The 24904-nt window shown below is 38.4% G+C and carries 22 protein-coding genes and 1 other annotated feature; of the genes, 3 read left to right on the top strand and 19 right to left on the bottom strand.

Annotated features, from left to right (window positions below; translation table 11 throughout):
- Positions 1 to 7: 7 nt before the first annotated feature.
- From ACEN36_RS07265 to ACEN36_RS07280, 4 genes are all read right to left on the bottom strand, one after another.
- Positions 8 to 274 (bottom strand): hypothetical protein, encoded by a 267-nt coding sequence (locus ACEN36_RS07265; protein WP_407103121.1) that lies wholly within the window; start codon positions 272 to 274, stop codon positions 8 to 10.
- Between the two features lie 192 nt (positions 275 to 466).
- Positions 467 to 910: a GatB/YqeY domain-containing protein gene (locus ACEN36_RS07270; RefSeq protein WP_407103120.1), complete on the bottom strand. Its 444-nt coding sequence runs from the start codon at positions 908 to 910 to the stop codon at positions 467 to 469.
- Between the two features lie 34 nt (positions 911 to 944).
- Positions 945 to 1118 carry a 30S ribosomal protein S21 gene (gene rpsU, locus ACEN36_RS07275; RefSeq protein ID WP_204210937.1) on the bottom strand — a complete coding sequence of 58 codons (174 nt, stop codon included), beginning with the start codon at positions 1116 to 1118 and terminating at the stop codon, positions 945 to 947.
- 189 nt (positions 1119 to 1307) lie between these two features.
- A complete protein-coding gene (locus tag ACEN36_RS07280; RefSeq protein WP_407103119.1) occupies positions 1308 to 1733 on the bottom strand; it encodes a Fur family transcriptional regulator in 426 nt (141 codons plus the stop codon).
- Positions 1734 to 2028: 295 nt separating this feature from the next.
- Here ACEN36_RS07280 and ACEN36_RS07285 point away from each other — a divergent pair, with 295 nt between their 5' ends.
- Positions 2029 to 2874, top strand: a complete 846-nt coding sequence (locus tag ACEN36_RS07285) for a pyruvate, water dikinase regulatory protein (protein ID WP_407103118.1) — start codon at positions 2029 to 2031, stop codon at positions 2872 to 2874.
- A gap of 67 nt (positions 2875 to 2941) precedes the next feature.
- Here ACEN36_RS07285 and ACEN36_RS07290 read toward each other — a convergent pair whose 3' ends face one another.
- The 3 genes from ACEN36_RS07290 to hisS all read right to left on the bottom strand — a co-directional run bounded on the left by ACEN36_RS07290 (position 2942) and on the right by hisS (position 7083).
- The gene (locus tag ACEN36_RS07290) at positions 2942 to 3844 is read right to left on the bottom strand and encodes a deoxyribonuclease IV (RefSeq protein WP_407096767.1); all 903 of its coding nucleotides are present in this window, start codon (positions 3842 to 3844) and stop codon (positions 2942 to 2944) included.
- Positions 3845 to 3919: 75 nt separating this feature from the next.
- Entirely contained in the window at positions 3920 to 5713 is a 1794-nt protein-coding gene (gene aspS / locus ACEN36_RS07295) for an aspartate--tRNA ligase (RefSeq protein WP_407126260.1), read from the bottom strand.
- A gap of 41 nt (positions 5714 to 5754) precedes the next feature.
- On the bottom strand, positions 5755 to 7083 hold the full coding sequence (hisS, locus tag ACEN36_RS07300) for a histidine--tRNA ligase (protein WP_407126261.1): 1329 nt from the start codon (positions 7081 to 7083) through the stop codon (positions 5755 to 5757).
- A 68-nt stretch (positions 7084 to 7151) separates the two neighbouring features.
- Positions 7152 to 7359, bottom strand: a binding site (T-box leader).
- An 850-nt stretch (positions 7360 to 8209) separates the two neighbouring features.
- Between hisS and ACEN36_RS07305 the strand changes: the two genes are divergently transcribed.
- Positions 8210 to 9532 (top strand): N-acetylmuramoyl-L-alanine amidase, encoded by a 1323-nt coding sequence (locus tag ACEN36_RS07305; RefSeq protein WP_407096764.1) that lies wholly within the window; start codon positions 8210 to 8212, stop codon positions 9530 to 9532.
- Between the two features lie 177 nt (positions 9533 to 9709).
- Here ACEN36_RS07305 and dtd read toward each other — a convergent pair whose 3' ends face one another.
- The 10 genes from dtd to ACEN36_RS07355 form a co-directional block, all read right to left on the bottom strand.
- Positions 9710 to 10156, bottom strand: coding sequence for a D-aminoacyl-tRNA deacylase (gene dtd, locus ACEN36_RS07310; protein WP_407126262.1), 447 nt, complete (start codon positions 10154 to 10156; stop codon positions 9710 to 9712).
- Positions 10157 to 10278: 122 nt separating this feature from the next.
- Positions 10279 to 12492 carry a RelA/SpoT family protein gene (locus ACEN36_RS07315; protein WP_407126263.1) on the bottom strand — a complete coding sequence of 738 codons (2214 nt, stop codon included), beginning with the start codon at positions 12490 to 12492 and terminating at the stop codon, positions 10279 to 10281.
- A 111-nt stretch (positions 12493 to 12603) separates the two neighbouring features.
- On the bottom strand, positions 12604 to 13287 hold the full coding sequence (gene deoC, locus ACEN36_RS07320; RefSeq protein WP_407126264.1) for a deoxyribose-phosphate aldolase: 684 nt from the start codon (positions 13285 to 13287) through the stop codon (positions 12604 to 12606).
- Between the two features lie 67 nt (positions 13288 to 13354).
- Positions 13355 to 14116, bottom strand: a complete 762-nt coding sequence (locus ACEN36_RS07325; RefSeq protein ID WP_407126265.1) for a 16S rRNA (uracil(1498)-N(3))-methyltransferase — start codon at positions 14114 to 14116, stop codon at positions 13355 to 13357.
- A gap of 3 nt (positions 14117 to 14119) precedes the next feature.
- Positions 14120 to 15067 (bottom strand): 50S ribosomal protein L11 methyltransferase, encoded by a 948-nt coding sequence (prmA, locus tag ACEN36_RS07330; RefSeq protein WP_407096759.1) that lies wholly within the window; start codon positions 15065 to 15067, stop codon positions 14120 to 14122.
- 30 nt (positions 15068 to 15097) lie between these two features.
- Complete coding sequence (locus tag ACEN36_RS07335; protein ID WP_407126266.1) at positions 15098 to 15586, bottom strand: DUF3013 family protein; 489 nt, start codon at positions 15584 to 15586, stop codon at positions 15098 to 15100.
- Between the two features lie 25 nt (positions 15587 to 15611).
- A complete protein-coding gene (locus tag ACEN36_RS07340; protein ID WP_407126267.1) occupies positions 15612 to 16223 on the bottom strand; it encodes a DNA-3-methyladenine glycosylase in 612 nt (203 codons plus the stop codon).
- Positions 16224 to 16398: 175 nt separating this feature from the next.
- The gene (locus ACEN36_RS07345; protein WP_407126293.1) at positions 16399 to 18270 is read right to left on the bottom strand and encodes an ABC transporter ATP-binding protein; all 1872 of its coding nucleotides are present in this window, start codon (positions 18268 to 18270) and stop codon (positions 16399 to 16401) included.
- Between the two features lie 4 nt (positions 18271 to 18274).
- The gene (locus ACEN36_RS07350) at positions 18275 to 20011 is read right to left on the bottom strand and encodes an ABC transporter ATP-binding protein (RefSeq protein ID WP_407126268.1); all 1737 of its coding nucleotides are present in this window, start codon (positions 20009 to 20011) and stop codon (positions 18275 to 18277) included.
- Between the two features lie 22 nt (positions 20012 to 20033).
- The gene (locus ACEN36_RS07355) at positions 20034 to 20480 is read right to left on the bottom strand and encodes a MarR family winged helix-turn-helix transcriptional regulator (protein ID WP_407096756.1); all 447 of its coding nucleotides are present in this window, start codon (positions 20478 to 20480) and stop codon (positions 20034 to 20036) included.
- A 409-nt stretch (positions 20481 to 20889) separates the two neighbouring features.
- Between ACEN36_RS07355 and ACEN36_RS07360 the strand changes: the two genes are divergently transcribed.
- Positions 20890 to 21450 (top strand): DUF5067 domain-containing protein, encoded by a 561-nt coding sequence (locus ACEN36_RS07360; protein ID WP_407101910.1) that lies wholly within the window; start codon positions 20890 to 20892, stop codon positions 21448 to 21450.
- Between the two features lie 154 nt (positions 21451 to 21604).
- Here the strand turns inward: ACEN36_RS07360 and lepA are convergent, their stop codons facing one another.
- Both lepA and dnaJ read right to left on the bottom strand, forming a co-directional pair.
- Positions 21605 to 23428 carry a translation elongation factor 4 gene (lepA, locus tag ACEN36_RS07365; protein WP_407101908.1) on the bottom strand — a complete coding sequence of 608 codons (1824 nt, stop codon included), beginning with the start codon at positions 23426 to 23428 and terminating at the stop codon, positions 21605 to 21607.
- Positions 23429 to 23613: 185 nt separating this feature from the next.
- Entirely contained in the window at positions 23614 to 24759 is a 1146-nt protein-coding gene (dnaJ, locus tag ACEN36_RS07370) for a molecular chaperone DnaJ (RefSeq protein ID WP_407126269.1), read from the bottom strand.
- Positions 24760 to 24904 lie beyond the last annotated feature (145 nt).

Consider the following 24904-nt stretch of genomic DNA (forward strand, 5'->3'; position numbering starts at 1 on the left):
TTGAAAACTAGAAAGGGGATTTTTTGGATTTAAAATGAGCTACGATCAAATAAAGCGTGGAAGCTACCAGACCAAAGCTCCCAGCATACAGTAAAAACCTGCCTAAAGGGTAGTTCACTGCATATTCTTTTTGTGCTCTAAGCAATTCCTCATCTCCCATAAGGTGAAAATCTTGAATAGGAATCAGAATGGCCCACAAAAAATAGCCGAAAATAATGGCTATTATGGACAGGATTAAACAAGCCAGCATCAGTTTCTTTTTATCTACTTTCATTAATGATCCTTCCTTCTTAGTTTTAAAGTTGTCACTCACATTCTATACTAAATTAGCGCTTACGCAAAGTTAAGAAAAGTTCATCATTTCGCGAGAGATTCCGCAGTCAATTACAGAATAAATAAAAAAGATGATTCGAATTTTCATTCGACATCATCTTTTTTTTTGAAATCATTCACATGAAACAGTAACCTAAGAAAGTTGTTGTTTCACAATTCGATTGATATCATTTCCATCAGCTTTGCCTTTTACTTTTGGCATGACGGCACCCATTACTTTACCAAAATCTTTTGCTGATGTTGCATTTACAGAAGCAATAACTTCTTGAACAACAGACTGAAGTTCTTCTTCAGTTAACTGTTTAGGCATATATTCTGCAACGATCGCAATTTCATTTTCCAGAGGATCCACCAAATCTTGTCGATCTGCCTTCTTGAACTCTGTTAATGAATCACGTCTTTGTTTCATTTCACGAGAAAGAACGGCTAATTCGTCTTCTTTGCTCAATTCAGTGCCTTTTTTGATTTGTTCGTTTTGTAATGAAGATTTTATCATGCGCAATACAGAAAGTTTATGTTTGTCTTTAGCTTTCATGGCTGTTTTAATATCATCATTAATAGTAGTTAATAGAGTCATGCTTCTTCAACCTCAATTCTAAAAACTTCCAAGATTAATGCTTGCGTTTTCTAGCTGCTTCGGATTTTTTCTTACGCTTCACGCTAGGTTTTTCATAAAATTCCCGTTTGCGAGCCTCTTGCATTGTACCTGTTTTAGAAACGGTACGTTTGAAGCGACGAAGAGCATCATCAAGAGATTCATTGTTCTTAACGACTGTTTTTGACATATTCAATTACCCCCCTCCGTGCTATTTAAGTAACCGTTATTTCTTATGCATAAATTGCATAATTAAAAAACTGTCCTTCTATATTATATCGAATCGTTAAAGCCACGTCAATATGACTTTGCTGTTATTCAAAAAAATATGCGTTTTTTCTTTTAGACGATAAAACCCGTTCTTTCCAAGGGCCTCTGCCTAACTTGCAGGTAATAGACACTCCTCGCATGTCCCGAAAATTTCAAAACGGTGAGAGGTTATTTGGCACCCATTTAATTGATCTTCAAAAAAGTTCATGGGACACATTTCAATTTTTTTCGTTTTTCCGCATACAGTACAGATAAAATGATGGTGATGACCAGAATGGGAGCAATTCAATCGAAATAGCTTTTCTCCGTTTAATTCAGTTTCTTCCACAATATCTAGTTCAACAAAAGTATACAAATTGCGGTAAATCGTATCGTAGCTGATATTTGGATACTTGACTTTCAAAAACTGCTGCACTTCCTTGGCAGTGATATAACGATTTTCTTGATTAAAATAACTCAAGATATTTTCTCTCTTATCGGTATATTTATATCCATGATCTTTCAATATTCCAATAGCATTTTCCACTTCGTTCACAGGAATCTAGCCTCCTTTAAAACGGACTCGTTTCGATTTATAGTATACCACGACAACGTGGTAAATCAAGTTCTTTATGATACCTCTCTCGTAAAATAAACAGAAGAAGTCTGTTCAGCCTATAATTTTACTCTTTAATCCGTTATACTAAAAGGGTATACAGAAAATGACTGGATTGCAACCACTATTTTTAAACACTCGGGAATAGTTTGACAAATGAAACAGCTATTTCACACTTTTTAACTATTCTTTCCGTTTGATCGTCCCAAATACATTGTTAAAGGAGAAAACAGTTATGGAAATTAATCACCCGGTAGACATCTACATTGTATCAGATTCAGTAGGAGGGACTGCCAACTCAATAGGCAAAGCAGCGATGGCGCAATTTCCATCCGCCGATATCAAATTACATGGCTACCCTTTTATTCGTGGGGAAGATACGTTGATTTCTATATTAGAAAAAGCTCAACGTCAAAATGCTATGGTTCTTCATACCTTAGTTTCCGATAACTTGAGCCAAATCGCTCAAGAATATTGTTCAAAAAATGCGATTTTTTGTGTAGATCTGTTAAGTCCAGTTATTCGAGAAATCCAAAATCGTTCTGGCATCCAGCCTTTGCATAAGCCAGGTGCGTTGCATGAAATGGACCAAACTTATTTCGATCGTATCAAAGCGATTGAATTTGCAGTAACGTATGATGATGGAAGAGATCCTAAAGGTTTCTTAGAAGCTGATATTGTTTTACTAGGTATCTCAAGAACTTCGAAAACACCTTTGAGCATGTTTTTAGCTAACTTAAACTACAAAGTCGCTAATTTGCCATTGGTACCAGAATCTCATATACCTGAACAACTGTGGCAAGTAGATCCTAAGAAAATTGTCGGTTTGACCAATAATTTGGACATGATCAATTCTATCCGTAAAGAGCGTATGATCGCTTATGGATTAAATCCAGATACTCCTTACTCCAATAAAGAACGAATCGAAAAAGAGTTGGCATTTTCCAATAATTTATATGAAAAATTAGGTTGCTTAGTGATCAATGTTGAAAAAAGATCCATCGAAGAAACAGCAGCTATCATTGTCAGTACCTTGCAATTAGACAAGAAGAAACAGAGTCACATTCAAGAATACGATTAAACAAAACAACTCGAGAAAAACTCACAGCACGAAGCTGAAGATCGTTTCTCGAGTTGTTTTTTATGGTTTAAAAAGCTGCACCATTCAAAATATCTTCTAATAGATCAGGATTAAATGTTTGTTCATTAAACATTTTTATTTCATGACCGTAAGGAGCTTTTTTATTTTTCTTGTCTTCTCCTACAAATGGAGTTTCCAATATTTTAGGCAGATCTGTTAATTGAGGGTGATGAACGATTTTGTTCAAAGCTTCGAAACCAATCGTTCCAAAACCAATATTGGCATGACGGTCTTTATGACTGCCCATTGGATTTTTCGAATCATTGACATGCACCACTTTTAAGCGATCTAGTCCAATGATTTTGTCAAATTCATTCAGCACCCCGTCAAAATCTTCTTTTACATTATACCCTGCATCATTGGTATGACACGTATCAAAAGTAACCGATAATTTGTCATTCAAGGTTACACCATCAATGATTTGAGCTATCTCATCAAATGAACGACCGATTTCGGTCCCCTTTCCAGCCATCGTTTCTAACGCTATTTGAGCTTTTTGATCCGCATGCAGAACTTCATTTAATCCTTTAATGATTTGTTGGATAGCTGCATCTGCACCAGCCCCAACATGTGCACCCGGGTGCATCGTAATTTGTCTAGCTCCTAGGGCTTCTGCTCGCTCAATCTCTGCTCTTAAAAATTCCACGCCAAAACTGAAATTTTCTGGTTTAATCGTGTTTCCTAAATTAATGATATAAGGTGCATGAACCACAATATCAGATAGTCCATTTTCCGCGATGAATGCTTCGCCTGCTGGGATATTCATTTCTTCTAAAGCTTTACGACGCGTATTTTGAGGAGCTCCTGTATAAATCATAAACGTAGAAGCTTTATAACTTGCAGCTTCTTGAGCTGCTCCTAATAACATTTCTTTGCCTTTCATTGAAACGTGTGAGCCGATCAAAACCATTTTTTTATTCTCCTGACTTTCTAATCTCTTATTTTCTTTATAGAGGACAGTGGAGAGAAGAATAGTGCTCGCTGCTTATTCTTCTGCTGCTGCTTCCTCATCTGATTCGATTTTTGTCGTTTGAATCGATAATTCTTCCAATTGCTTACCGCTCACTAAACTTGGAGCTTGAGCCATTGGATCAACTGCACTTCCGTTTTTAGGGAAAGCAATAACTTCGCGAATATTGTCTTCGCCCGCCAACAACATTGCAAAACGGTCTAATCCTAATGCAATACCACCATGTGGTGGGAAACCATATTCAAGAGCGTTCAACAAGAAACCAAATTGTTCTTCTGCTTCTTCTTGTGTAAAACCAAGCGTTTTGAACATTTTTTCTTGAATGTCACGTTTATGGATACGTATTGAACCGCCTCCTAATTCATAACCATTCAATACAATATCGTACGCTCGAGCTTTTACTTTAGCAGGTTCGTTTTCTAAGAATTCTAATGTACTTTCTTCAGGCATCGTAAATGGATGGTGCACTGCAGTATAACGGCTTCCTTCTTCATCAAATTCTACTAATGGCCAGTCAACAACCCATAAGAATGCAAATTCATCTTGTGGAATCAAGTCTAATTCTTTTCCTAATTTCACACGCAACGCACCTAAAGCATCATAAACTACAGCAGCTTTGTCCGCTACAAACAACAGTAAGTCTCCAGGTTCTGCTTGAGTGCGTTCAATCAAAGCATCAGCATCGTCTGTAAAGAATTTTGCAATCGGTCCTTTAAGTCCATCTTCGTCAACTTTCAGCCAAGCCAATCCTTTAGCACCATAAATGCCTACAAATTCGCCTAAAGCATCAATGTCTTTACGTGAATAATTGGCTGCAGCACCTTTTACATTCAAGGCTTTTACCATTCCGCCATTGCTTACAGCTCCACTGAATACTTTGAAGCTGGAGTCTTTTACAATATCATTCAATTCAATCAATTCCATCGCAAAACGAATATCAGGTTTGTCGCTACCATAACGGTTCATGGCGTCATCATAAGACATTCGTGGGAATGGTAAAGTAACTTCAATTCCTTTAGTTTCTTTCAACACTTTTGCCAGCATATTTTCTGTAAACTCTTGAATTTCTTCAGGTTCTAAGAAGCTGGTTTCAATATCGATTTGAGAGAATTCAGGTTGACGGTCTCCGCGCAAATCTTCATCTCTAAAACAACGAACGATTTGGTAATAACGGTCAAATCCAGCACCCATCAACAATTGTTTAAACAATTGCGGGGATTGCGGAAGAGCATAAAAATGTCCCGCATGTACACGTGAAGGGACTAAATAGTCTCTGGCACCTTCTGGAGTAGACTTAGTCAAGTATGGTGTCTCAATATCAATAAACTCTTGATTGTCTAAAAAGTTCCGTACCGATCTCGTGATATTGTGGCGTAAAAGCAGGTTCTTCGTCATTTCTGGACGACGTAAGTCTAAATAACGATATTCCATACGCTTTTCATCCGAAACAGAAACGCCATCTTCAATATAAAAAGGAGTCGTTTTTGCTTCATTCAATACATTCACTTGGCGTGCTTCGATTTCAACATCACCAGTTGCGATTTTGTTGTTTTGCATGCCTTCTGCACGTTTTACAACTGTACCGGTTATTTCAAGAACGTATTCATTTCTAACAGACTCCGCTATTTCTAAAGCTTCTTTAGAGAATTTAGGGTTAAATACTATTTGAACAATTCCTTCACGGTCACGTAAGTCAATAAAAATCAAGTCACCTAAATCTCTACGTTTTTGTACCCATCCTTTTAACACAATCTCTTGTCCAACTAAGTCTTTCGTGACTTGGCCACAATATACTGTTCGTTTAGCCATTTTAAATCAACCCTTCTCTTTATCTTCTTTTTTCGTTCCGTTTAATCTTCTTTTTTGAAAAACTCATTGAAAGCTGTCATATCGGAAACTTTTAAATTAAACAATTTTTCAAAATCACCATCATAAATGTCTTCTAATTCCACGACGGATTCTTTTCCGCTCTTCATGACTTTAAAGTTGATCGTACCATTTTCCAATTCATTTTCCCCAAGTGTCAAGACCACTTTCGCATTTTTCTTGTTGGCAGTTTTAAATTGATTTTTGATTTTGCGATTCAAAAAGTCGCGATCAGCAGACAAACCGGCTGAACGAACCGCTTGAACAACTTTTAAGGATTCTAAGTTAGTGGATTCGCCAATACCGATGACGTACACGTCTAACGCTTCTTCTTCCGCCAACTCTATATCTTCAGCATTTAAAATGAGCAACAAACGTTCCATACCGATAGCGAAGCCAAAGCCTGGAGTAGCTGGTCCACCTACTTCTTCGACTAATCCATCATACCGTCCACCTGCACAAATGGTTGTCAATGAACCAAATGTTTCTGCTTCCGTCATCACTTCAAAAATTGTGTGGTTGTAATAATCCAACCCGCGAACCATATTGCTGTCGATTTCATAAGGAATATCTAAAGCTTCCAGCATTTCTTTTACTGCTTCAAAATGCTCTTTAGAAGTATCGTTCAAATAATCTAAAATAGAAGGCGCATTTGCTACGATAGCTTGATCTTTTTTGTCTTTGCTGTCCAATACGCGCAAAGGATTTTTGTGCAGTCTGGTTTTTGAGTCTTCACTCAATTCTTCAACATGTGGTTTCAAATAAGCAATCAACGCTTCACGGTAAGCCAAACGACTTTCCAGATCTCCCAATGAATTGATCACAAGTTTTAAACTTTCCAATCCTAATTCTTGAAACAGATCCATTGCTAAAGCAATTGTTTCAACATCTGTTGCCGGATTGTCGCTTCCAAATGCTTCAACCCCAAATTGATGAAATTGACGCATACGACCGCTTTGAGGGCGCTCATAACGAAACATCGGTCCTTGATAGTAGACTTTATACGGTTTAGCATGCTCTGGCCCAAACAATTTATTTTCGACAAATGCTCTGGCAATGGGAGCAGTCCCTTCAGGACGTAAAGCTAATTCCCTACCGCCCTTATCTTGAAAATTATACATTTCTTTGGAAACGATGTCGCTGGTTTCACCAACACCTCTTGAAAACAGGTCATAACTTTCAAAAATCGGTGTTCGAATTTCTTCAAATTGATAGTCTGCTAAAACAGCTCTAAAAATATCTTCTACGTATTGCCATTGTTTTGTATTCTCCGGCAACAAATCAGCTGTGCCTTTTGGTTTTTGAAATGCCATTATATGTGTCTCTCCTTCTTATCTACCCTTTTATCAAAAAAAAAATCGTCCTTATTCTGCTTGTGCAGAATAAGGACGATTGAACATGTCAACGTGGTACCACCTTGTTTTGAAAGCCATCAGCTTTCCTCAACGATTAACGCTCGTAACGCAGCAGCTTTTCACTACTGTCCCTCCAGAGTGTCTTTCGTTTTATCTCGCGTAGAATTTTTTTCAGCTCATGAAAATTCTCTCTTGATACGCTAATAAAGTTACTTCCTCTATCATTGGGGTCAGATATTTTGTATTAGTTAAAGATTACTAGAAAGACAACAGATTGTCAAGACACATTCTTGTTTCGTCACGTCATACGCATGAAAAGTACTTTCTCTCAAAAATTAAGGTCTTCTTTTTAAACTCTCTCTTAATAAGTAAGGGCGGCTCTATGGGGTGAAATTTTCTCGGAATGGACGGGTTTGCTTGTGGAAAGCCATGGGGACCGTCTGGAGCCTGTAGTCTCCTGACTTTCAAGCTTCAAACGGAATCGTAAGCGCTGAAGTGCCAACGCTCCCTAATTCACATTTCATCCTTTACATGGCTACAATCACCCCCTATTCCTACAGAAATATCACTGGTCTCAAACGAGTCACAGCTTAAAAAGCGTGTCTAAGTATTTCAGGAAGTTCAAAGAAAGCAGGTCTTTCTCATAATGAAGACCGAAGTCTTCCACTTCACTCAACAGATGGAAAATCTCGTTCATGTCGCCCGCCTCCGCATTTTTCTTTTAGCAGACCAGAGACGAGAGGATTCGTAATCTTATTTTTTATTTAAATTTTTTCATGCGTATGACGTGTTATTTCGTGATTCTCTAAAGATAATTTCTAAATTTTTCCAGTTCACCGTTAACCAGACCATTTCTTCAATGATTCTTTAATGGCAGACCACTTTATCTTTGGTATACAATAGCTTTACACAGCCCTTACCTTAATTGATTCTTCGCTCTTGAACAAACGTCTAACTCAATAAAGAAGAATAAATTAATCCCCTTTATATTTTAATTGCTTAATCAAGTAAACAATTGTTATAATTAAATACAACAGATTGTTCTTTTCTACATAAGTATGTAAAGAAAGTAGTGATACCTTTTATGCAAGACTCACCTATAGTACATAGACCTAAAAAAACAACTTTACTCATTATGATTGGTCTGTTCTTACTGTTGACAACCTATGCAACAGTTGCGATGGCTCAAACCAGTACAGTAGTCATCAACGCTAGTGTAGTCAATGTGAGAACGGGACCTGGTTTATCTTATGATGTCATGTCTCAAGTTGTGGAAGATGAAAAAGTTCAAGTTATTACTGAACAAAATGAATGGTACAAAGTGCGCATCAGCAACGATCAAGTAGGATGGATCGCAAGTTGGTTAGTAGACAATATTGAAATCAGTGCTGCTACAAACTTGGTAGGGACCATCACCCATCCTGAAGTAAATGTCCGAGCAGAGAGCAATACTGACAGTGACATTTTGGGCACTGTTACAGAAGGCACACAACTGACAGTCTTATTCCAACAAGAAGGCTGGACTCAAGTACAGTACTACAATCGAGTAGCTTGGATCAGTTCATCTTTAATTGATGTGAAAGTGACTCCTAAACAAGAGGCTACTTCTACTGTAGCTACAGAAAACAATGCGGCCGCTCCTATCCAACAAGTAACTGTTCGAACAGACGGCACGAATATTCGCAGCGGTCCTTCAATTGAAGACTCCGTTGTGGAAACAGCTTTTAAAGGCGATTCATTTGCTTTTGTCGAAGCAGTGGATGATTGGTACTTGATTAAATTGGCAGATGGAACACAGGGATATGTAGCCAACTGGGTAGTAGATTTGTCGGCGAACAATGAAGCAGCCCCTACTGCTAACATCACTAATATATCGGAAGCGACTATCGTGATTGACGCCGGACATGGCGGACACGACTCAGGTGCCTTGGCACAGAATTTCTATGAGAAAGAGGTCACGTTGAAAACAGCTAAACTGCTGGCAGCCCGCTTAAGAAGCGCTGGAGCGAATGTGATCATGACTCGTGACAGTGACGAGTTTATCGAATTACAGGATCGAGCTTATATCAGCAACAATAATCATGCAGATGCCTTTATCAGTTTACATTATGATTCTACTGAAACCAGAAATGAAATCAGTGGAACTACGACATATTATTATCATGAAGAAGAAAAAGCTTTGGCTGATTTGATCAACCTAAACTTAAGTCAATATGGTCCGTTGCCAAACAATGGCGTTCGCTACGGAAACTACTTCGTGTTAAGAGAAAATTATCAACCTGCAGTTTTGTTGGAATTGGGGTATTTAAATAATGATACCGACCAGCAAGTCGTAAATACAGACAATTACCGTTCTCAAATCGTTGAAGGCATCTATCAAGCCTTGAATCAATACTTTACACCTTAAAAAACAAAAACGGACATCCACTTCTTGAATCAGTGGATGTCCGTTTTTTATCACAGAAGTAATCATTACAAGAAACCATAAGACGTATTTTTTGTTATCTTAACTGCGAAACCTTTTGTTTGATCAATCCGCAAAACGATCACAAGGTTTTATTGGTTTCTTCTTCTGTGGTGTTCGTTATTTCTGTTTGCTGTCAATCAAGATTGTTACCGGACCATCATTGACTAGTGCAACTTGCATATCAGCCCCAAATTGGCCTGTTGCCACAGTAAACCCCGCATTTTTCAATTCCTGATTGAACGTTTCGTACATTGGTATGGCTTTATCAGGTCTGGCAGCATCAATAAAGCTAGGACGATTTCCTTTTTTAGTATTGGCATGTAAGGTAAATTGAGAAATGGATAAGATCTCCCCTTGAACATCCGCTAACGACAAGTTCATCTTTCCTTCTTCATCTTCAAAGATTCTCAATTTACTGATTTTACGTACTAAATAGTCTACATCTTCTTTGGTATCTGCCTCTTCGATACCGATTAAAAGTACAAAACCTTTATTGATTTCCCCTACTATTTTATCATCTATAGAAACTGAGGCTTTTTTTGATCGTTGAATAACTACTCTCACTGTTCAATCTCCTTTTCTCATCTTATCATACAAAAAGCGCATTCTAAGTCCGCAAATTAAGGACACTTTAATATCCTCCTTTGCTGGTCTTAAAATGCGCTTCGGTATCCTGTTGCTTGAATTTACGAAGTAATTCTTCGAACTGTGTAAACATCAGGGATATTTTTAATTTTATCGACGATTTTTTCTAATTGATTTAAGTTGACGATACCGATCGTCATCGTAACAGTAGCCATCTTGTTGTTGTCTATGCGGCCATTTACATTGCTGAGATTTTTTGTCTGTGTATTGACGACTTGTAAAATCTCATTCAATAAACCAGAACGATTGTATCCTTCAACTTGTAATTCAGCATTGTATTCTTTTCCAGCATTTGAAGTATCTTCCCACTCTACTTCGATCAGACGGTCTTCGACTTCTGGTGAAGCATGTACGTTCGGACAGTCTTTACGGTGGATTGAAATACCGCGGCCTTTGGTAATGTAACCAACGATTTCATCCCCTGGGACAGGACTGCAGCAGCGGCTCAAACGAGTTAAGAGGTTGTCTACTCCTTGAATGACCACCCCGCCATCATGTCGGATCTTCATTTTTTCTGGTTCAGCTTTTTTGGGTTTTAATTCGATCGTTTCAAGTTCCATGAATTTTTCATCATTTTTTCGATCGCGTCTTTCTTTTTCCGTCAAACGGTTGGCTACTACCAAAGCAGTCAGTTCGCCGTAACCAATAGCCGCAAGCAAATCATCTTCGGTCGTGAAATTAAATCTTTCCAAAAGTTTTTTCATATTACTTTTATTCATGAATTCTTTTGGTTGGAAACCCATTTCTAACAACTGCTTCTCCACTAAATCGCGACCTTTTGTGATATTTTGTTCACGGTCTTGTAATTTGAAAAAGCGTTTGATTTTATTTCTTGCTTTAGAAGTAGAAACAAAGTTGAGCCAGTCACGACTTGGTCCATAAGAATTGGTAGACGTTAAAATTTCTACAATATCCCCGGTCTTCAGCTTGTAGTTCAATGGAACGATTTTCCCATTGATTTTTGCTCCTACTGCTTTATTTCCGATTTCAGTATGCACACTGTAAGCAAAGTCTAACGGTCCTGAACCAGATGGCAGTTCCGTAACATCCCCTTTTGGTGTAAAAACATAGACTTTATCTTTAAAAATGTCCTCTTTGACACTTTGCATAAATTCATTGGCATCAATTGATTCGTCTTGCAACTCAATGATATCACTAAACCAAGACAGTTTATTACTGACTTGTTCGCCATCTATTTTCTTCGTGATACCTTCTTTATAAGCCCAATGCGCCGCAACCCCGTACTCAGCAATGTGGTGCATCTCTGCAGTACGAATCTGTACTTCTACTGGATTGCCGCCAGGACCAATGACAGTGGTATGCAAAGACTGATACATATTAGCTTTAGGCATCGCGATATAATCTTTGAATCTGCCAGGCATTGGTTTCCAACGCGTATGAATCGCTCCTAAAACCGCATAACAGTCTTTGATCGAACCCACGATTGCACGTATCGCCAGCAAGTCGTAAATTTCATTAAATTGTTTCTTCTGATCTCTCATCTTACGGTAAATAGAATAAATGTGTTTTGGCCGTCCGGTGATTTCCGCTTCCACATTTAAATCATCCACAGATTCTTGTATTTCAGCAATAGCATTCGCAATGTAGCGTTCCCGTTCTTCCCGTTTTGAGCTCATTAAATGCACGATACGGTAATATTGTTGTGGATTCAAGTAACGCAGCGAAGTATCCTCTAATTCCCACTTGATACGGTTGATCCCTAATCGATCTGCTAAGGGTGCATAAACTTCCAGTGTTTCGTTAGCAATGCGGCGCTGTTTTTCTGGACGGTGGTATTTCAAGGTCCTCAAGTTGTGCAAACGGTCTGCCAACTTGACCATGATCACTCTCATGTCATTTGCCATAGCTAACAACATTTTACGATGATTAGCCGCTTGTTGCTGCTCATGAGATTGAAATTGGATTTTTCCTAGTTTGGTTACACCATCGACCAATTCAGCAACTTCTTGTGAAAATTCATTGGCAATATCTTCAAAAGTATAATCGGTGTCTTCTACTACATCATGCAAAAATCCAGTAGCTACTGTGACGGGGTCCATCTTTAATTCAGCTAATATTCCTGCTACCTGGATCGGGTGAGTAATATAAGGTTCGCCCGATTTACGAAACTGCCCTTCATGAGCCTTTCCAGCAAAATCGCTTGCCTTTTTGACAAAAGCCACGTGGTTACTATTCATATAAGTTAAGGTTAGAGCAATAACCTCTTTGGCTGTATATTCTTTATTTTTAGGCATTTTGTCACCTTCTCTTTAATTTACTAAATCAGTATATAAAAATAGCACTCGAATCGAGTGCTATCCAACTGTTTAATCTCACATGTATTATACGCTGAATGGTTGTTTATTTCAATAGCTGCTTGAAGCATCTGATCCGGAAGCTTCGTTGTTCAGCAAAGCGATTCCGTTTGATGAACCTAAACGAGTAGCACCAGCTTCAATAAAGTCTGCAGCATCTTGAGCAGTACGAACTCCGCCGCTGGCTTTAACGCCTAAATCTGGTCCAACAGCACTACGCATCAATTTGATGTCTGTTACTGTAGCTCCGCCGGTTGAAAAACCAGTAGAGGTTTTAACAAAGTCTGCTCCAGCTTTTTTCGCGATTTCGCAAGCTCGAACTTTTTCTTCATCTGACAATAAGCTTGTTTCAATGATTACTTTTGTTAAAGCTTTTCCTTCAGCAGCTTTTACTACGCCTTCAATATCTCGTTCTACAGCAGCATCGTCTTTATCTTTCAACGCTCCGATATTGATGACCATGTCTACTTCAGTGGCGCCGTTTTGGATCGCATTTTTTGCTTCGAAAGCTTTCACTTCAGAAGTAGTTGCTCCTAAAGGAAAACCAATCACTGTACAAATTTCAACGTCTGAATCGTTTAAGTATGCTGCAGCTTTTTTGACCCAAGTAGGATTGACACAAACTGACATAAAATGATGTGCAGCAGCTTCTTCACACAACACTTTGATTTGTTCTTCCGTTGCGTCAGCTTTTAACAATGTATGATCGATATATTTGTTTAACTCTTTTACCACGATACATCCCTCTTTTCTGAATTCTCATTCTTAGTATACCTTACTTTTGTTTTACTGAACAAGACTTTTACAGCCCTTTTAACTCCATTGCAAAAGAAATAGCCGCTAAAGCATACAAAGGAGCTGTCTCTGTTCGTAAAATACGAGGTCCCAGTGAACAAACTGTAAAATTCCGTTCTTCCAATTGACTGATCTCGTTTGGAGACAACCCGCCTTCTGGACCAAACACGATCAAGACCGTATCATCGGGATTCAATTGGCTCAAAGTAGAACGAAAATTTTGCATCTCTCCATTTTTAGCATTTTCTTCGTAAGCTACTAAGCAAAAATCATATTCAGCGCTTTGCTGCAACAGCTCCGTAAACGTAGCTACCGCTTTTATTTCTGGTACCTTCGTCCGGTGAGCTTGTTCAGCAGCTTCTTGAGCGATTTTGCTCAATCGTTCTTGTTTTTTAGCCGCTTTTTTCTGATCCCATTTGACAATAGCGTACTCTGATTTGAACGGCAGAAAAGCATTTGCCCCAAGTTCCGTCCCTTTTTGAACGATCCATTCCAACTTATCGCCTTTAGGCAATCCGCTGGCGATGGTGATTCGTGCAGGCAACTCTTTGGATTGCGTTTCATCCGCTACCCATTTCAAATGAACTTCATCTTCCAGTACTTGAGCGATCACAGCTTTAAAGGCATTGTGATCTGGCAGTACTAGAATAACTTGATCCTTTTCTTTCATCCGCATGACACGAATCATGTGGTGGTACTGTTCACCTTGTACAATGATTTCAGCCGTTTGATAGTCAGACGGCTGTTCTGTTAAGAAATAACGCTGCACCGCTTAATCCTCCTCCACTTTTTGAGCAACAATCGCAAACCAGTCTTTCATTTGCAAAACTTGCAAAATAGTGAAGCCTTGTTTTGCCAATTCTTTTAAAATCAACTCTTTTTTTGATTCTATGATGCCTGAAGTGATAAAGAAGCCGTTTGGTTTCAATACACGCCAAGCATCTGGAATCAACGGCACGATGATTTCAGCTAAAATATTGGCTACAACAATCTCCGCTTCCCTGTCGATACCCTTCAATAAATCATTCGCTGACACATGAATGTTTGTTGCAAAGGTATTTAAGGCTACATTATCCTTAGCCGATCGCACAGCCACTTCGTCCAAATCAAACGCATGCACTTCAGCAGCTCCCATAGCCACGCTGGCGATACTTAAAACTCCAGAACCTGTCCCAACATCTAAAATCGTTTCTCCGCCTCTAATATACGTTTCCAACGCTTGTAGAGATAAGCGTGTCGTTGCATGAGTTCCCGTTCCAAATGCCAGACCTGGGTCTAATTTGATCACGATTTCTCCATCCATTGCAGGCTGATAATCTTCCCATTGAGGAGCAACCGTTAAATAACGTGTAATTTGTTGCGGATGATAATGTTTCTTCCATGCTGACGCCCAATTTTCTTCCTTAACATCGTTTACTTCTATCACATTCGGTTCGATAGACAAGCCAAATGATTTCAATAGTTCTATGCGTTGCTTGATTTCAGGCAATAACTCCAACAAGTTTGTGGTTTCAGGAAAATAAGCTTTCACTAAGGAACCTTCTGCTACATATTGTTGATTTTCTAAAATCCGTATTTCACCAAATCCATCATCTGGAGTGGATAAAAAATCTTGTACATTCTCAATAGCTACTCCGCCCGAACCTGCTTCAATAAAAATATTGGATACAGCTTCGATGGCCTCATTTGAGGTATGTACACTTACTTCATTCCATTTCATACTACTGTTAACTCCTCTCGTTTTAGGCCGTTAAAATTTTGGATAAGGGACTAATTTAGTTTCGTAACGATCGGTAGCTTTTAATGTCTCAATCGTTTGGTGGAAATTCTCTTCTTGCCAGTTCATCTCAAATGTTTCAATATCGGGATTTTGCGCAAATTCCATTAATTTGGTTTGTCCCTCACTCACCACTAAGCGCAATACCTTGATGACAGCATCCAAAAATCCTTGTTCGATACCCTTTTTAATGGAAAACGGGAAAGCTTGTAAGTAGTCATCCAACAAAATTTTCGATTTTTCTGGATCGTAAAAACAGATCACGTCTTCAAATTGAATGCCTTCTTCTTCATTTACGGTTCCTTCTACATCTTGGATTACCATATCCGGATTAGTTTCAGCGTAAATAGTCACAAACAACTCGATCACATGTTGTCTTTTATTCCAATTTACTTCCCAGTCAAATGACGCTTCATTTTCTTCCAAGATTGCTACTAAATAATCGATCATGTCTTTGTTCATCTGAGTACCTTCTCTCTTATATTTTTTACTGCCATCCAAAATCCAAGTCAACAGGTCCCTTTTTTCTCGATACATACGGGTTACCAGCCACTATAAAACGAAGCGGTGCGTCTGTCCATTTCCCTTTATTGGGAATACCGATTCTTGGTGTAGCAATGATTTCTTTAGGTATACGTCTTTCCTGTGTTGAAAGATACAATGGTGTCTCCCCAATTGATGTTCCGTAATCCTCTTTTGTAATTCCCATGGCTTTCGTTAATTTACCTGGTCCATTAGTCACATTAATCCCGGACATTTTTCTTCTTTCTTCCATCAACTCCACACCGCTGAACGGCTCAATGGCTCGAATCAATATTCCTTGGGGATTTCCAGCTTCTTTGGCAATAATGTTCAACATCGTATGGGTGTGCATGTGATAAATATAGATCGTTCCTGCAGGTTGGTACATAGCTTTCAGGCGAGGCGTTTTCCTCAATCCAAAACTATGCGCAGCTTCATCAAATTCTCCAACGTAAGCCTCAGTTTCTACGATCCAACCTGATGTTATTCCTTCGTCTGTTTCTTTGATCAGCAGGCATCCTAATAACTCTTGAGCAATCTCTTCTGTTGCTTTTGTCTGATCTGTCCAAAAATTCATTTAAATCCTCTTTCTATGCTTAACCATTCTATATTATTACGTTCCTTATATAGTATACAATAAATTGCCACACAGGTGAAAAGAAACTCATCTTTGTTTGTCGATAGATACCCGTTATCTTCAACTAAAAAAAGAACTCTCCATGATAGTGGAAAGCTCTTTTCAAACTTATTCATCAGTTCATTTCAAACGCACCTGTATAAAGTTGGTAATATTCTCCTTCTTGAGAAATCAACTCATCATGATTTCCGCGTTCAATAATTCTGCCTTGCTCCATAACCATGATTGCATCCGAATTTCGAACGGTTGAAAGTCGATGAGCAATAACAAAAACAGTCCGGCCCTTCATCAAAGCATCCATTCCACTTTGCACAACGGATTCTGTACGTGTATCAATACTTGAAGTTGCTTCATCCAAAATCAATACCGGTGGATTCGCTACGGCTGCTCTGACAATTGCAAGCAACTGTCTTTGTCCTTGAGAAAGTGAACCGCCATCACCCGTTAATTCTGTATCATACCCATTCGGCAATTGTCGGATAAAGAAATCCGCATTTACTAATCGAGCAGCAGCTTCAATCTCTTCATCTGTCGCATCTAATCGCCCGTAACGGATATTGTCTTTGATCGTTCCTGAGAACAAATGCGTATCTTGCAGTACGATCCCTAAAGATCTTCTAAGATCATCTTTTTTGATTTTTTTGACATCGATACCATCATAAGTGATTGTCCCTTCTTGAATATCGTAGAAGCGATTGATCAAGTTGGTAATCGTTGTCTTTCCTGCTCCAGTTGCACCTACAAAAGCTATTTTTTGCCCTGGTTTAGCAAATAAATTAATTTTGTGAAGAATCGTTTTGTTGGAATTGTATCCAAAAGTCACATCTTTAAAACGGACATCACCTGTTAATTCTTTATAAACCGGTTCATTAGCAATAGTGCTTTGTTTCCAAGCCCAATTGCCTGTACGGTGATCTGCTTCTTCGATGGCCCCGTCAGCTTGTTTAACGATATTGACTAACTCGATTGTTCCAGTATCCTCTTCTGGTTTTTCATCTAACAAATTAAAAATACGCTCCGCACCTGCTAAAGACAAAATAATCGCATTAAATTGTTGTGAAATCTGTGCTACAGGCATAGTGATACTTTTTGTGAATTGAACAAAAGAAGCAATACTCCCTACAGTTAAAGCAGTCAAACCTGTAATCGAAAGAACCGCACCCATAACTGCTGTCAACAAATACATAAAGTTTCCGATGTTTCCCATAATCGGCATTAAAATATTGGCGTAAGTGTTGGCTTTTGTGGCATTTTCTCTGAGGTCTTCATTCAATTTGCTAAAATCAGCAATAGCTTCGTCTTCATGGTTAAAGACTTTAACGACTTTTTGTCCTTCGATCATCTCTTCTACATAACCATTTAACGTACCTAATGCGGCTTGTTGGATAGAGAAGAATCGACCGCTTTTGCTGCCTATCGTTCGGATAACAGCTACCATGATTCCAACCATACATAAAACAAATAGTGTCATTGGAACATTAATAATGAACATCGCAATAATGATCGATAAAATCATGATCAGCGAAGAAAAAATCTGTGGAATCGATTGACTGATCATTTGTCTCAGAGTATCTGTATCGTTGGTGTAATGACTCATGATATCTCCGGTAGCAGTGCTGTCAAAATAACGAATGGGCAGAGATTCCATATGTGTAAACATTTCATCTCGAATATCTTTCAAGATTCCTTGGGATACCGTAACCATCGTTCGGTTAAAGACATAGGTAAATACTGCACCGGTCAGATACAGCATAGCCATTAAACCAATGATACGCGCTAAATTAGAGTAATCGGGAGTTTCCTGAGACAGAAGCGGCGCGATGTAGTCATCGATCAATGTCTTTGTAAAACTGATCCCGATCGCATTGGTTGCTGCACTGATAATAATACTGACGATAACAATGATGATCCGCAGTTTGTATTGTTTAGTGGCATACGAAAGGATTCGTTTAAATATTTTTAATGGGCTAACAGTTGGTTTAGACATCGGTTTATTCTTCAACTATCGTCCCTCCTTTTACTTGAGAATCATGAACTTCTTTATAGATTTTATTCGTTTGCAAGAGTTCTTCGTGGGGCCCGATTCCGTTGATTTTGCCTTCATCTAATACGATGATGCGATCAGAATCTTGAATGGAAGAAATACGTTGTGCCACAATAATTTTAGTGGTATTTGGGATCTCTTCTATAAAGGCTCTTCGGATATACGCATCTGTTTTGGTATCCACCGCACTGGTTGAATCATCTAAAATCAAGATTTTAGGTTGTTTCAACAATGCTCGTGCAATCGTCAATCGTTGTTTTTGACCACCAGATACATTGGATCCGCCTTGATCTAAGACTGTTTCATAAGTATCCGGAAAACCTTGAACAAAATCATCTGCTTGAGCTAATTTGGCCACACGTTGAACTTCTTCTTTGGAAGCTTGTTTATCTCCCCATTTTAAATTGTCCATGATCGTTCCTGAAAATAAGGTGTTTTTTTGCAGCACCATGGCAATCTGATCACGCAAGGTCACTAGATCATATTCTTTTACGTTGTGTCCAGAAACATAGACTTCCCCTTTAGACACATCATACAATCGAGGAATCAACTGAATGAGAGAACTTTTTCCGCTACCAGTTCCACCAATGATACCAATCGTTTCACCAGACTTGATCGTAAAATTGATCTGACTTAAATCAGCTTCTTCAGATTCTTCGTTGTATTTGAATTGAACATTTCTAAATTCAATCTCCCCATTTTCAATCGTCTTACGAGGATTTTCGGGATTTGTCAATGTAGCTTTTTCTTTTAACACTTCAGCAACCCGTTCTACCGAAGCTTCAGAAATAACGATCATGACAAAAATCATTGAAATCATCATGATACTGCTTAGAATTTGCATCATGTAAGTAATAAAACTGGTCAGCTCTCCTGTACTCATAGTTCCGCCAACCACATATTTTGCTCCAAACCAATAAACAAGAAGCAAACAAGAATAAATAGCGATTTGCATCACTGGAGCATTAAGAGCAGTGATTTTTTCAGCTTTGGTAAATAAATCTTTGATATCTGTTGAAGCAATCTTAAACTTTTCAATTTCTTTTTCTTCTCGTACAAAGGATTTTACAACACGTACTCCATTGATATCCTCTTGCACCGTTTGATTTAAACGATCGTATTTTTTGAACACTTCAATAAAATAAGGATGCACACGATAAATTAGTCCGATTAAAATAAATGCTACAATAGGAACAATAATTAAAATCGTTAATGATAATCTCAAATTCGTATACGCAGCCATTGCAAAAGCAAAGGCAATCATAAAAGGAGCTCGAATAATAGTCTTTAGTACCATTTGAAAAGCCATTTGAATATTTGTGATATCGGTCGTCAGTCTGGTAATCAGACTAGAAGAAGAATATTTGTCAATATTATCAAATGCAAAGGTTTGGATATTCTCGTAGATGTCTTGACGGAGATTGGCAGAAAAACCTACCGCGGCATCAGAAGAAAATTTTCCGCCTAATACTCCAAACAACATAGATAAGCAGGCCATTAAAAACATCACCAAACCTATCTTTAAAACATACCCCAAGTCGCCTTCAATCAATCCTTGGTCAATGATTTTTGCCATCAAAAAAGGAATAAAAATTTCTACTGCAACTTCTAATGCCATAAATAACATGGTCAAATAAGAGGGTTTCTTATATTGGCGTAATGATTTTACTAACGTTTTATACATTTCTTTCCTTCTTTCCCTTTAACTAACTGAGCAAATTCGATTGCTCCATTAAATTGTATATTCGGTAAATCGTTTTTATCGTTAGACGAATGTCCTCTTCAGGGATATCTTTTAAAATCTCACTATTTTTTTCGTGAAAATCACTAACGACTTTTTGATGTAAAGCTAACCCTTTCTCGGTTAAATAAATATTTACGACTCGTTTATCTTCTTGATTGGTTTCTTTTTTGATATAGCCCAGATCCTCTAGTGTCGCGATATTTTTAGTAATACTTGGTAAAGTTACACCGATCGTTTCAGCAATGTCGCTGATTCGGACCTCCCTCAACTCTTTTGATAAGTTGTATAAGGTTTTAATAATATAAACGTGTCTTTTCTGCACTTCAGGAGGAGGTTCAGGCAAAAAACGCATCGTGTGTTTTGCACTAAAACAAGCGTCAATGTATTCTTCCGATAGTTGTCTATCCATTTCTTTTTTGCTCCTTTCTCTTTAAGTTACCTAATATAATTACTACAAGTAACTATATTACCAAAAAAATGGACAAATAGGTAGAAAAACTGAATAAAAATCTTCTGTCAACAAACCTTATATTTCCATATAGCATTCTTCTTCCCCTATTTTATGTACAGCTTAAATCTTGGACACATACTGCTTTTATGCAAAACCTTTCTTACTTAATTTGTTCTATTTCTGTATAAATAATATCTTGTAGGCGGCTTATATGATAATATAAGTTTCATGGAACCGATAAACTGGCAGTTTTTTTGCTTTTTAATTTCCATCCAATACATGCATCATTACAGGAGCTATTTGGAAATCCTTTAATATAGCAAGGTGGTTCATTTATAAGAAAAAGAGTTTTTAGAAGGAGTTACGCATGAATAAACTGAAATTAGTCTCATTATTAGGGCTTTGTGGTTTGGTGCTTGCAGCTTGTGGAGAGAAACAAACTGCTGAAAAATTTGCTGCTGATACTGAAAATACAGCTGAAGCAGAATCAAACGAAAAAAGTTCTGAACAAGTATTAGAAGTTAACACAACTCTTTATGAAGGCATGAATGGAACTTATGAAATTCTTGAAATTGAGCAATTACAAAGTGCTCTGTTCCCTGACAAACAAATCATGGCACTTACCATTAATTACACTAATACGACTGAAGATACACAAAGTCCGTGGTTGGCTTGGGCTTTCGATATAGCCGCTAGTCAAGAAACTGAAGTGACAGTCGAAACTTTGGATGGAGCGAATGGACAATTTCCTGAGGGTTATAAAACAGAAGCGGTCAAATTGGGAGAAGCTGAAATTAAACCAGGAGCTACAGTAGAAGTTGTCATCGGTCACGAAATTCTCTACCCTGGCCAACCTGTGTTCTTGAAAGATTTGAGTTTATTGGAAGACAACGGAGAAAAATTTTCCAGAGAAATTACCACTGAATAAAAAAGAGGCTTCGGCCTTTTTTTTTCGTTAAAAAATGCTCCCTTTCAAAATCTATCCAATAGATTTTGAAAGAGAGCATGACAGAAAGATTCATTTTTCGAGCTGTTATTTAGTGAGTTAACTCTTGCTAAATAGATAGAGATGAAGCAATCTATTATTCTTCGTCGATATTCAATACAGACATGAACGCTTCTTGAGGAATCTCCACAGAACCGACTTGTTTCATCCGTTTTTTTCCTTTTTTCTGTTTGTTCAATAATTTTTGGCGTCTCGTTGGATCCCCACCATATAGTTTAGCAGTAACGTCTTTACGGAACGCTTTGATTGTTGAACGAGCTACGATTTTTTGTCCAATAGCTGCTTGAACAGGGATTTCAAACATTTGACGAGGAATGGTTTTCTTCAATTGCTCTACAATGGCTTTCCCGCGATCATAAGCAAAATCTTTGTGGACAATAAAACTTAACGCATCCACTTGTTCACTATTTAATAAAATATCCATTTTCGATAAATTGCTTTGTTTGTAACCGATAATTTCATAGTCCAAAGAAGCATAGCCTTTAGTACTTGATTTTAGACGGTCAAAGAAGTCATAAACGATTTCAGACAATGGCAATTCATAAACGACATTTACTCGAATATCATCCAAGTAATCCATCGTCATAAAATTCCCCCGTTTGCGTTGGCAAATTTCCATTACCGCACCTACGTACTCATTCGGTACCATGATGTTGGCTTTAACGTAAGGTTCTTCTACAGATGCGATTTTAACCGGTTCTGGCATTTCTGAAGGATTCGATACGACCAGTTCTTCTCCGTTCGTCAAATTCACATGATAGATTACAGATGGTGCTGTAGTAATCAAGTCTAAGTTGAATTCGCGTTCCAAACGTTCTTGAACGACATCCATATGCAACATTCCTAAGAACCCGCAACGGAACCCAAATCCAAGAGCTTGAGAAGTTTCAGTTTCAAATTGCAAAGCAGCATCATTCAATTCCAATCTTTCTAATGCTTCACGCAAATCTCCAAATCGAGATGAATCAGTTGGATACATTCCACAAAATACCATCGGTGTTAATCTGCGGTAACCTTCTAAGGGTTCTTCTGCTGGATTATCCGCTAATGTAATCGTATCTCCAACTCGTGTGTCTTGAACTGTTTTGATATTGGCGGTAACATATCCTACATCTCCAACCATCAAGTAATCACGTTTGATCGGTTTAGGAGAAAAGACACCCACTTCTGAAACTTCGAACGTTTTTCCATTACTCATCAGTTTCATAGTATCTCCAGGCTTGATCATACCTTCCGTCACACGGATATTCAACACCACTCCACGATAAGCATCGTAAGCAGAGTCAAAAATCAAGGCTTTCAACGGATTGTCCACGTCTCCTGAAGGAGCTGGCACTTTTTTTACGATTTCTTCTAGTATCTCTTCAATTCCGATGCCAGATTTGGCACTAGCCAATACAGCTTCACTCGCATCAATTCCGATCACATCTTCGATTTCTATTCTGACTTTTTCCGGATCCGCTGCCGGCAAATCGATTTTATTGATAACGGGCAAAACTTCCAAATCATTGTCCAATGCTAAATATACGTTGGCCATTGTTTGAGCTTCGATACCTTGAGCCGCATCTACGACTAAAATAGCCCCTTCACAGGCCGCTAAACTACGAGATACTTCGTACGTAAAGTCGACGTGTCCTGGAGTGTCGATTAAATGAAATGTATACGTTTCTCCATCTTTAGCTGTATAGTTCAGTTCAACAGCATTCAGCTTGATAGTGATACCACGTTCTCTTTCTAAATCCATCGAGTCCAGCAATTGTTCATGCATTTCTCTGTCTGCAACAGTATGCGTCATTTGTAAAATACGATCCGCTAACGTCGATTTCCCGTGATCAATATGAGCAATGATCGAGAAATTCCGGATGCGTTTCTGACGTTCCAAATAATCATTTTTATTCATTGGTTATTTCCTGCTTTCATTCAATTATTCCTAAAGTATTCTAGTGAATTATAACAGTCTAAAGGCTAAAATACAATGTTTCGCCTATTCCCCCATTACAAACCCTTCTTAAATGACACTTTAGTTTGACTATTTTCCGCATTATGCAAAAAGGAACCTGATTGAGAACAGGTTCCTTTTATTGGTTAGTCTTTTTTGAAGACGTCTTTCATTTTGTTGAAGAAAGAGCCATCTGCTTGTTCATTGATTGAAACATCGCTCACTTTAGCGAATTCTCTCAATAAATCGGCTTGTTTGTCATTTAAACTCTTCGGTGTGACTACATTGACTTTCACGTGTTGATCACCTTGTCCGGTACCTCTTAATCTAGAGGCCCCTTTGCCTTTGATTCGGAAAGTTGTTCCCGTTTGAGTTCCAGCCGGAATTTTCAGTTTCACTTTGCCATGAACAGTAGGAACTTCTATCTCATCCCCTAAAGCTGCTTGGACGAAGTGAATCGGTGTTTCAAAGTAAATTTCAGATCCTCGACGTTGAAATTGTTTGCTTGGTTTCACACGGAAAATCACATACAGATCTCCGTAAGGTCCACCGTTTTTACCAGCTTCACCTTGACCATTTAAGCGCATTTGATCGCCATCTTCTACACCAGCAGGTACTGTTACTTTCACTTTATGAACATCTTTTACATGTCCTGCTCCGCCACAGGTAGGACATTTTTCTTTGATTTCTTGTCCGGTTCCCCCACAAACGTCACAGACTGTACGAGTTTGCATTCTGCCAAGTGGCGTATTTCGTTCCACATTGATCGAACCTGTTCCCGAACATTTTGAACAAGTAACAGGAGAGGTTCCCGGTTTAGCGCCATCCCCATGACAAGTATGACATTCTTGGCTGCGATTGTATTTAATGGTAGTTTGCTTACCAAATACAGCTTCTTCAAACTCTAAGTTAAGAGAGTATTGTAAGTCCTCTCCTTGACGAGGAGCATTTGGGTTGTATCTGCTGCGCCCACCGCCGCCACCGAAGAAAGAATCAAAGATATCTTCAAAACCACCGAATCCAGCACCGCCGCCGAATCCGCCATATCCACCACCAGCTCCAAAGTTCGGGTCTGTACTAGCGTGTCCGTACTGGTCGTAAGCAGCCCGTTTATTGGCATCACTTAATACCTCATAAGCTTCTGCTATCTCTTTAAACTTTTCATCTGCATCCGCTTCTTTATTGATATCTGGATGGTATTTTTTTGATAGTTTTCGATAAGCCTTTTTTATTTCATCATCAGATGCACTTTTAGAAACACCTAAAACTTCATAATAATCTCTTTTTGCCATATTTTCCCTCCGTTAGTACATACAATAACCAACCGTGCTGCTCTATTTGTTACGCATCACAGGTCGTTATTGTTGGGGTTAGTGATAAACCTGCTTTAAGAGCATATCATGATTGAAGAGAAAAAGCCAAAAGCAGTTTGCCCTG

Source organism: Desemzia sp. FAM 23989, from assembly GCF_045528345.1.
Lineage (GTDB): Bacteria > Bacillota > Bacilli > Lactobacillales > Carnobacteriaceae > Desemzia.

Coding starts and splice junctions, on each gene's coding strand:
- prmA (WP_407096759.1), bottom strand. CDS start 15,067: ATGAAATGGAATGAAGTAAGTGTACATACCTCAAATGAGGCCATCGAA.
- hisS (WP_407126261.1), bottom strand. CDS start 7,083: ATGGCATTTCAAAAACCAAAAGGCACAGCTGATTTGTTGCCGGAGAAT.
- ACEN36_RS07270 (WP_407103120.1), bottom strand. CDS start 910: ATGACTCTATTAACTACTATTAATGATGATATTAAAACAGCCATGAAA.
- ACEN36_RS07340 (WP_407126267.1), bottom strand. CDS start 16,223: ATGAATTTTTGGACAGATCAGACAAAAGCAACAGAAGAGATTGCTCAA.
- ACEN36_RS07355 (WP_407096756.1), bottom strand. CDS start 20,480: ATGGATAGACAACTATCGGAAGAATACATTGACGCTTGTTTTAGTGCA.
- ACEN36_RS07315 (WP_407126263.1), bottom strand. CDS start 12,492: ATGCCTAAAAATAAAGAATATACAGCCAAAGAGGTTATTGCTCTAACC.
- ACEN36_RS07290 (WP_407096767.1), bottom strand. CDS start 3,844: ATGGTTTTGATCGGCTCACACGTTTCAATGAAAGGCAAAGAAATGTTA.
- aspS (WP_407126260.1), bottom strand. CDS start 5,713: ATGGCTAAACGAACAGTATATTGTGGCCAAGTCACGAAAGACTTAGTT.
- ACEN36_RS07265 (WP_407103121.1), bottom strand. CDS start 274: ATGAAAGTAGATAAAAAGAAACTGATGCTGGCTTGTTTAATCCTGTCC.
- ACEN36_RS07305 (WP_407096764.1), top strand. CDS start 8,210: ATGCAAGACTCACCTATAGTACATAGACCTAAAAAAACAACTTTACTC.
- dnaJ (WP_407126269.1), bottom strand. CDS start 24,759: ATGGCAAAAAGAGATTATTATGAAGTTTTAGGTGTTTCTAAAAGTGCA.
- ACEN36_RS07360 (WP_407101910.1), top strand. CDS start 20,890: ATGAATAAACTGAAATTAGTCTCATTATTAGGGCTTTGTGGTTTGGTG.
- ACEN36_RS07345 (WP_407126293.1), bottom strand. CDS start 18,270: ATGTCTAAACCAACTGTTAGCCCATTAAAAATATTTAAACGAATCCTT.
- ACEN36_RS07335 (WP_407126266.1), bottom strand. CDS start 15,586: ATGAACAAAGACATGATCGATTATTTAGTAGCAATCTTGGAAGAAAAT.
- lepA (WP_407101908.1), bottom strand. CDS start 23,428: ATGAATAAAAATGATTATTTGGAACGTCAGAAACGCATCCGGAATTTC.
- ACEN36_RS07350 (WP_407126268.1), bottom strand. CDS start 20,011: ATGTATAAAACGTTAGTAAAATCATTACGCCAATATAAGAAACCCTCT.
- rpsU (WP_204210937.1), bottom strand. CDS start 1,118: ATGTCAAAAACAGTCGTTAAGAACAATGAATCTCTTGATGATGCTCTT.
- ACEN36_RS07285 (WP_407103118.1), top strand. CDS start 2,029: ATGGAAATTAATCACCCGGTAGACATCTACATTGTATCAGATTCAGTA.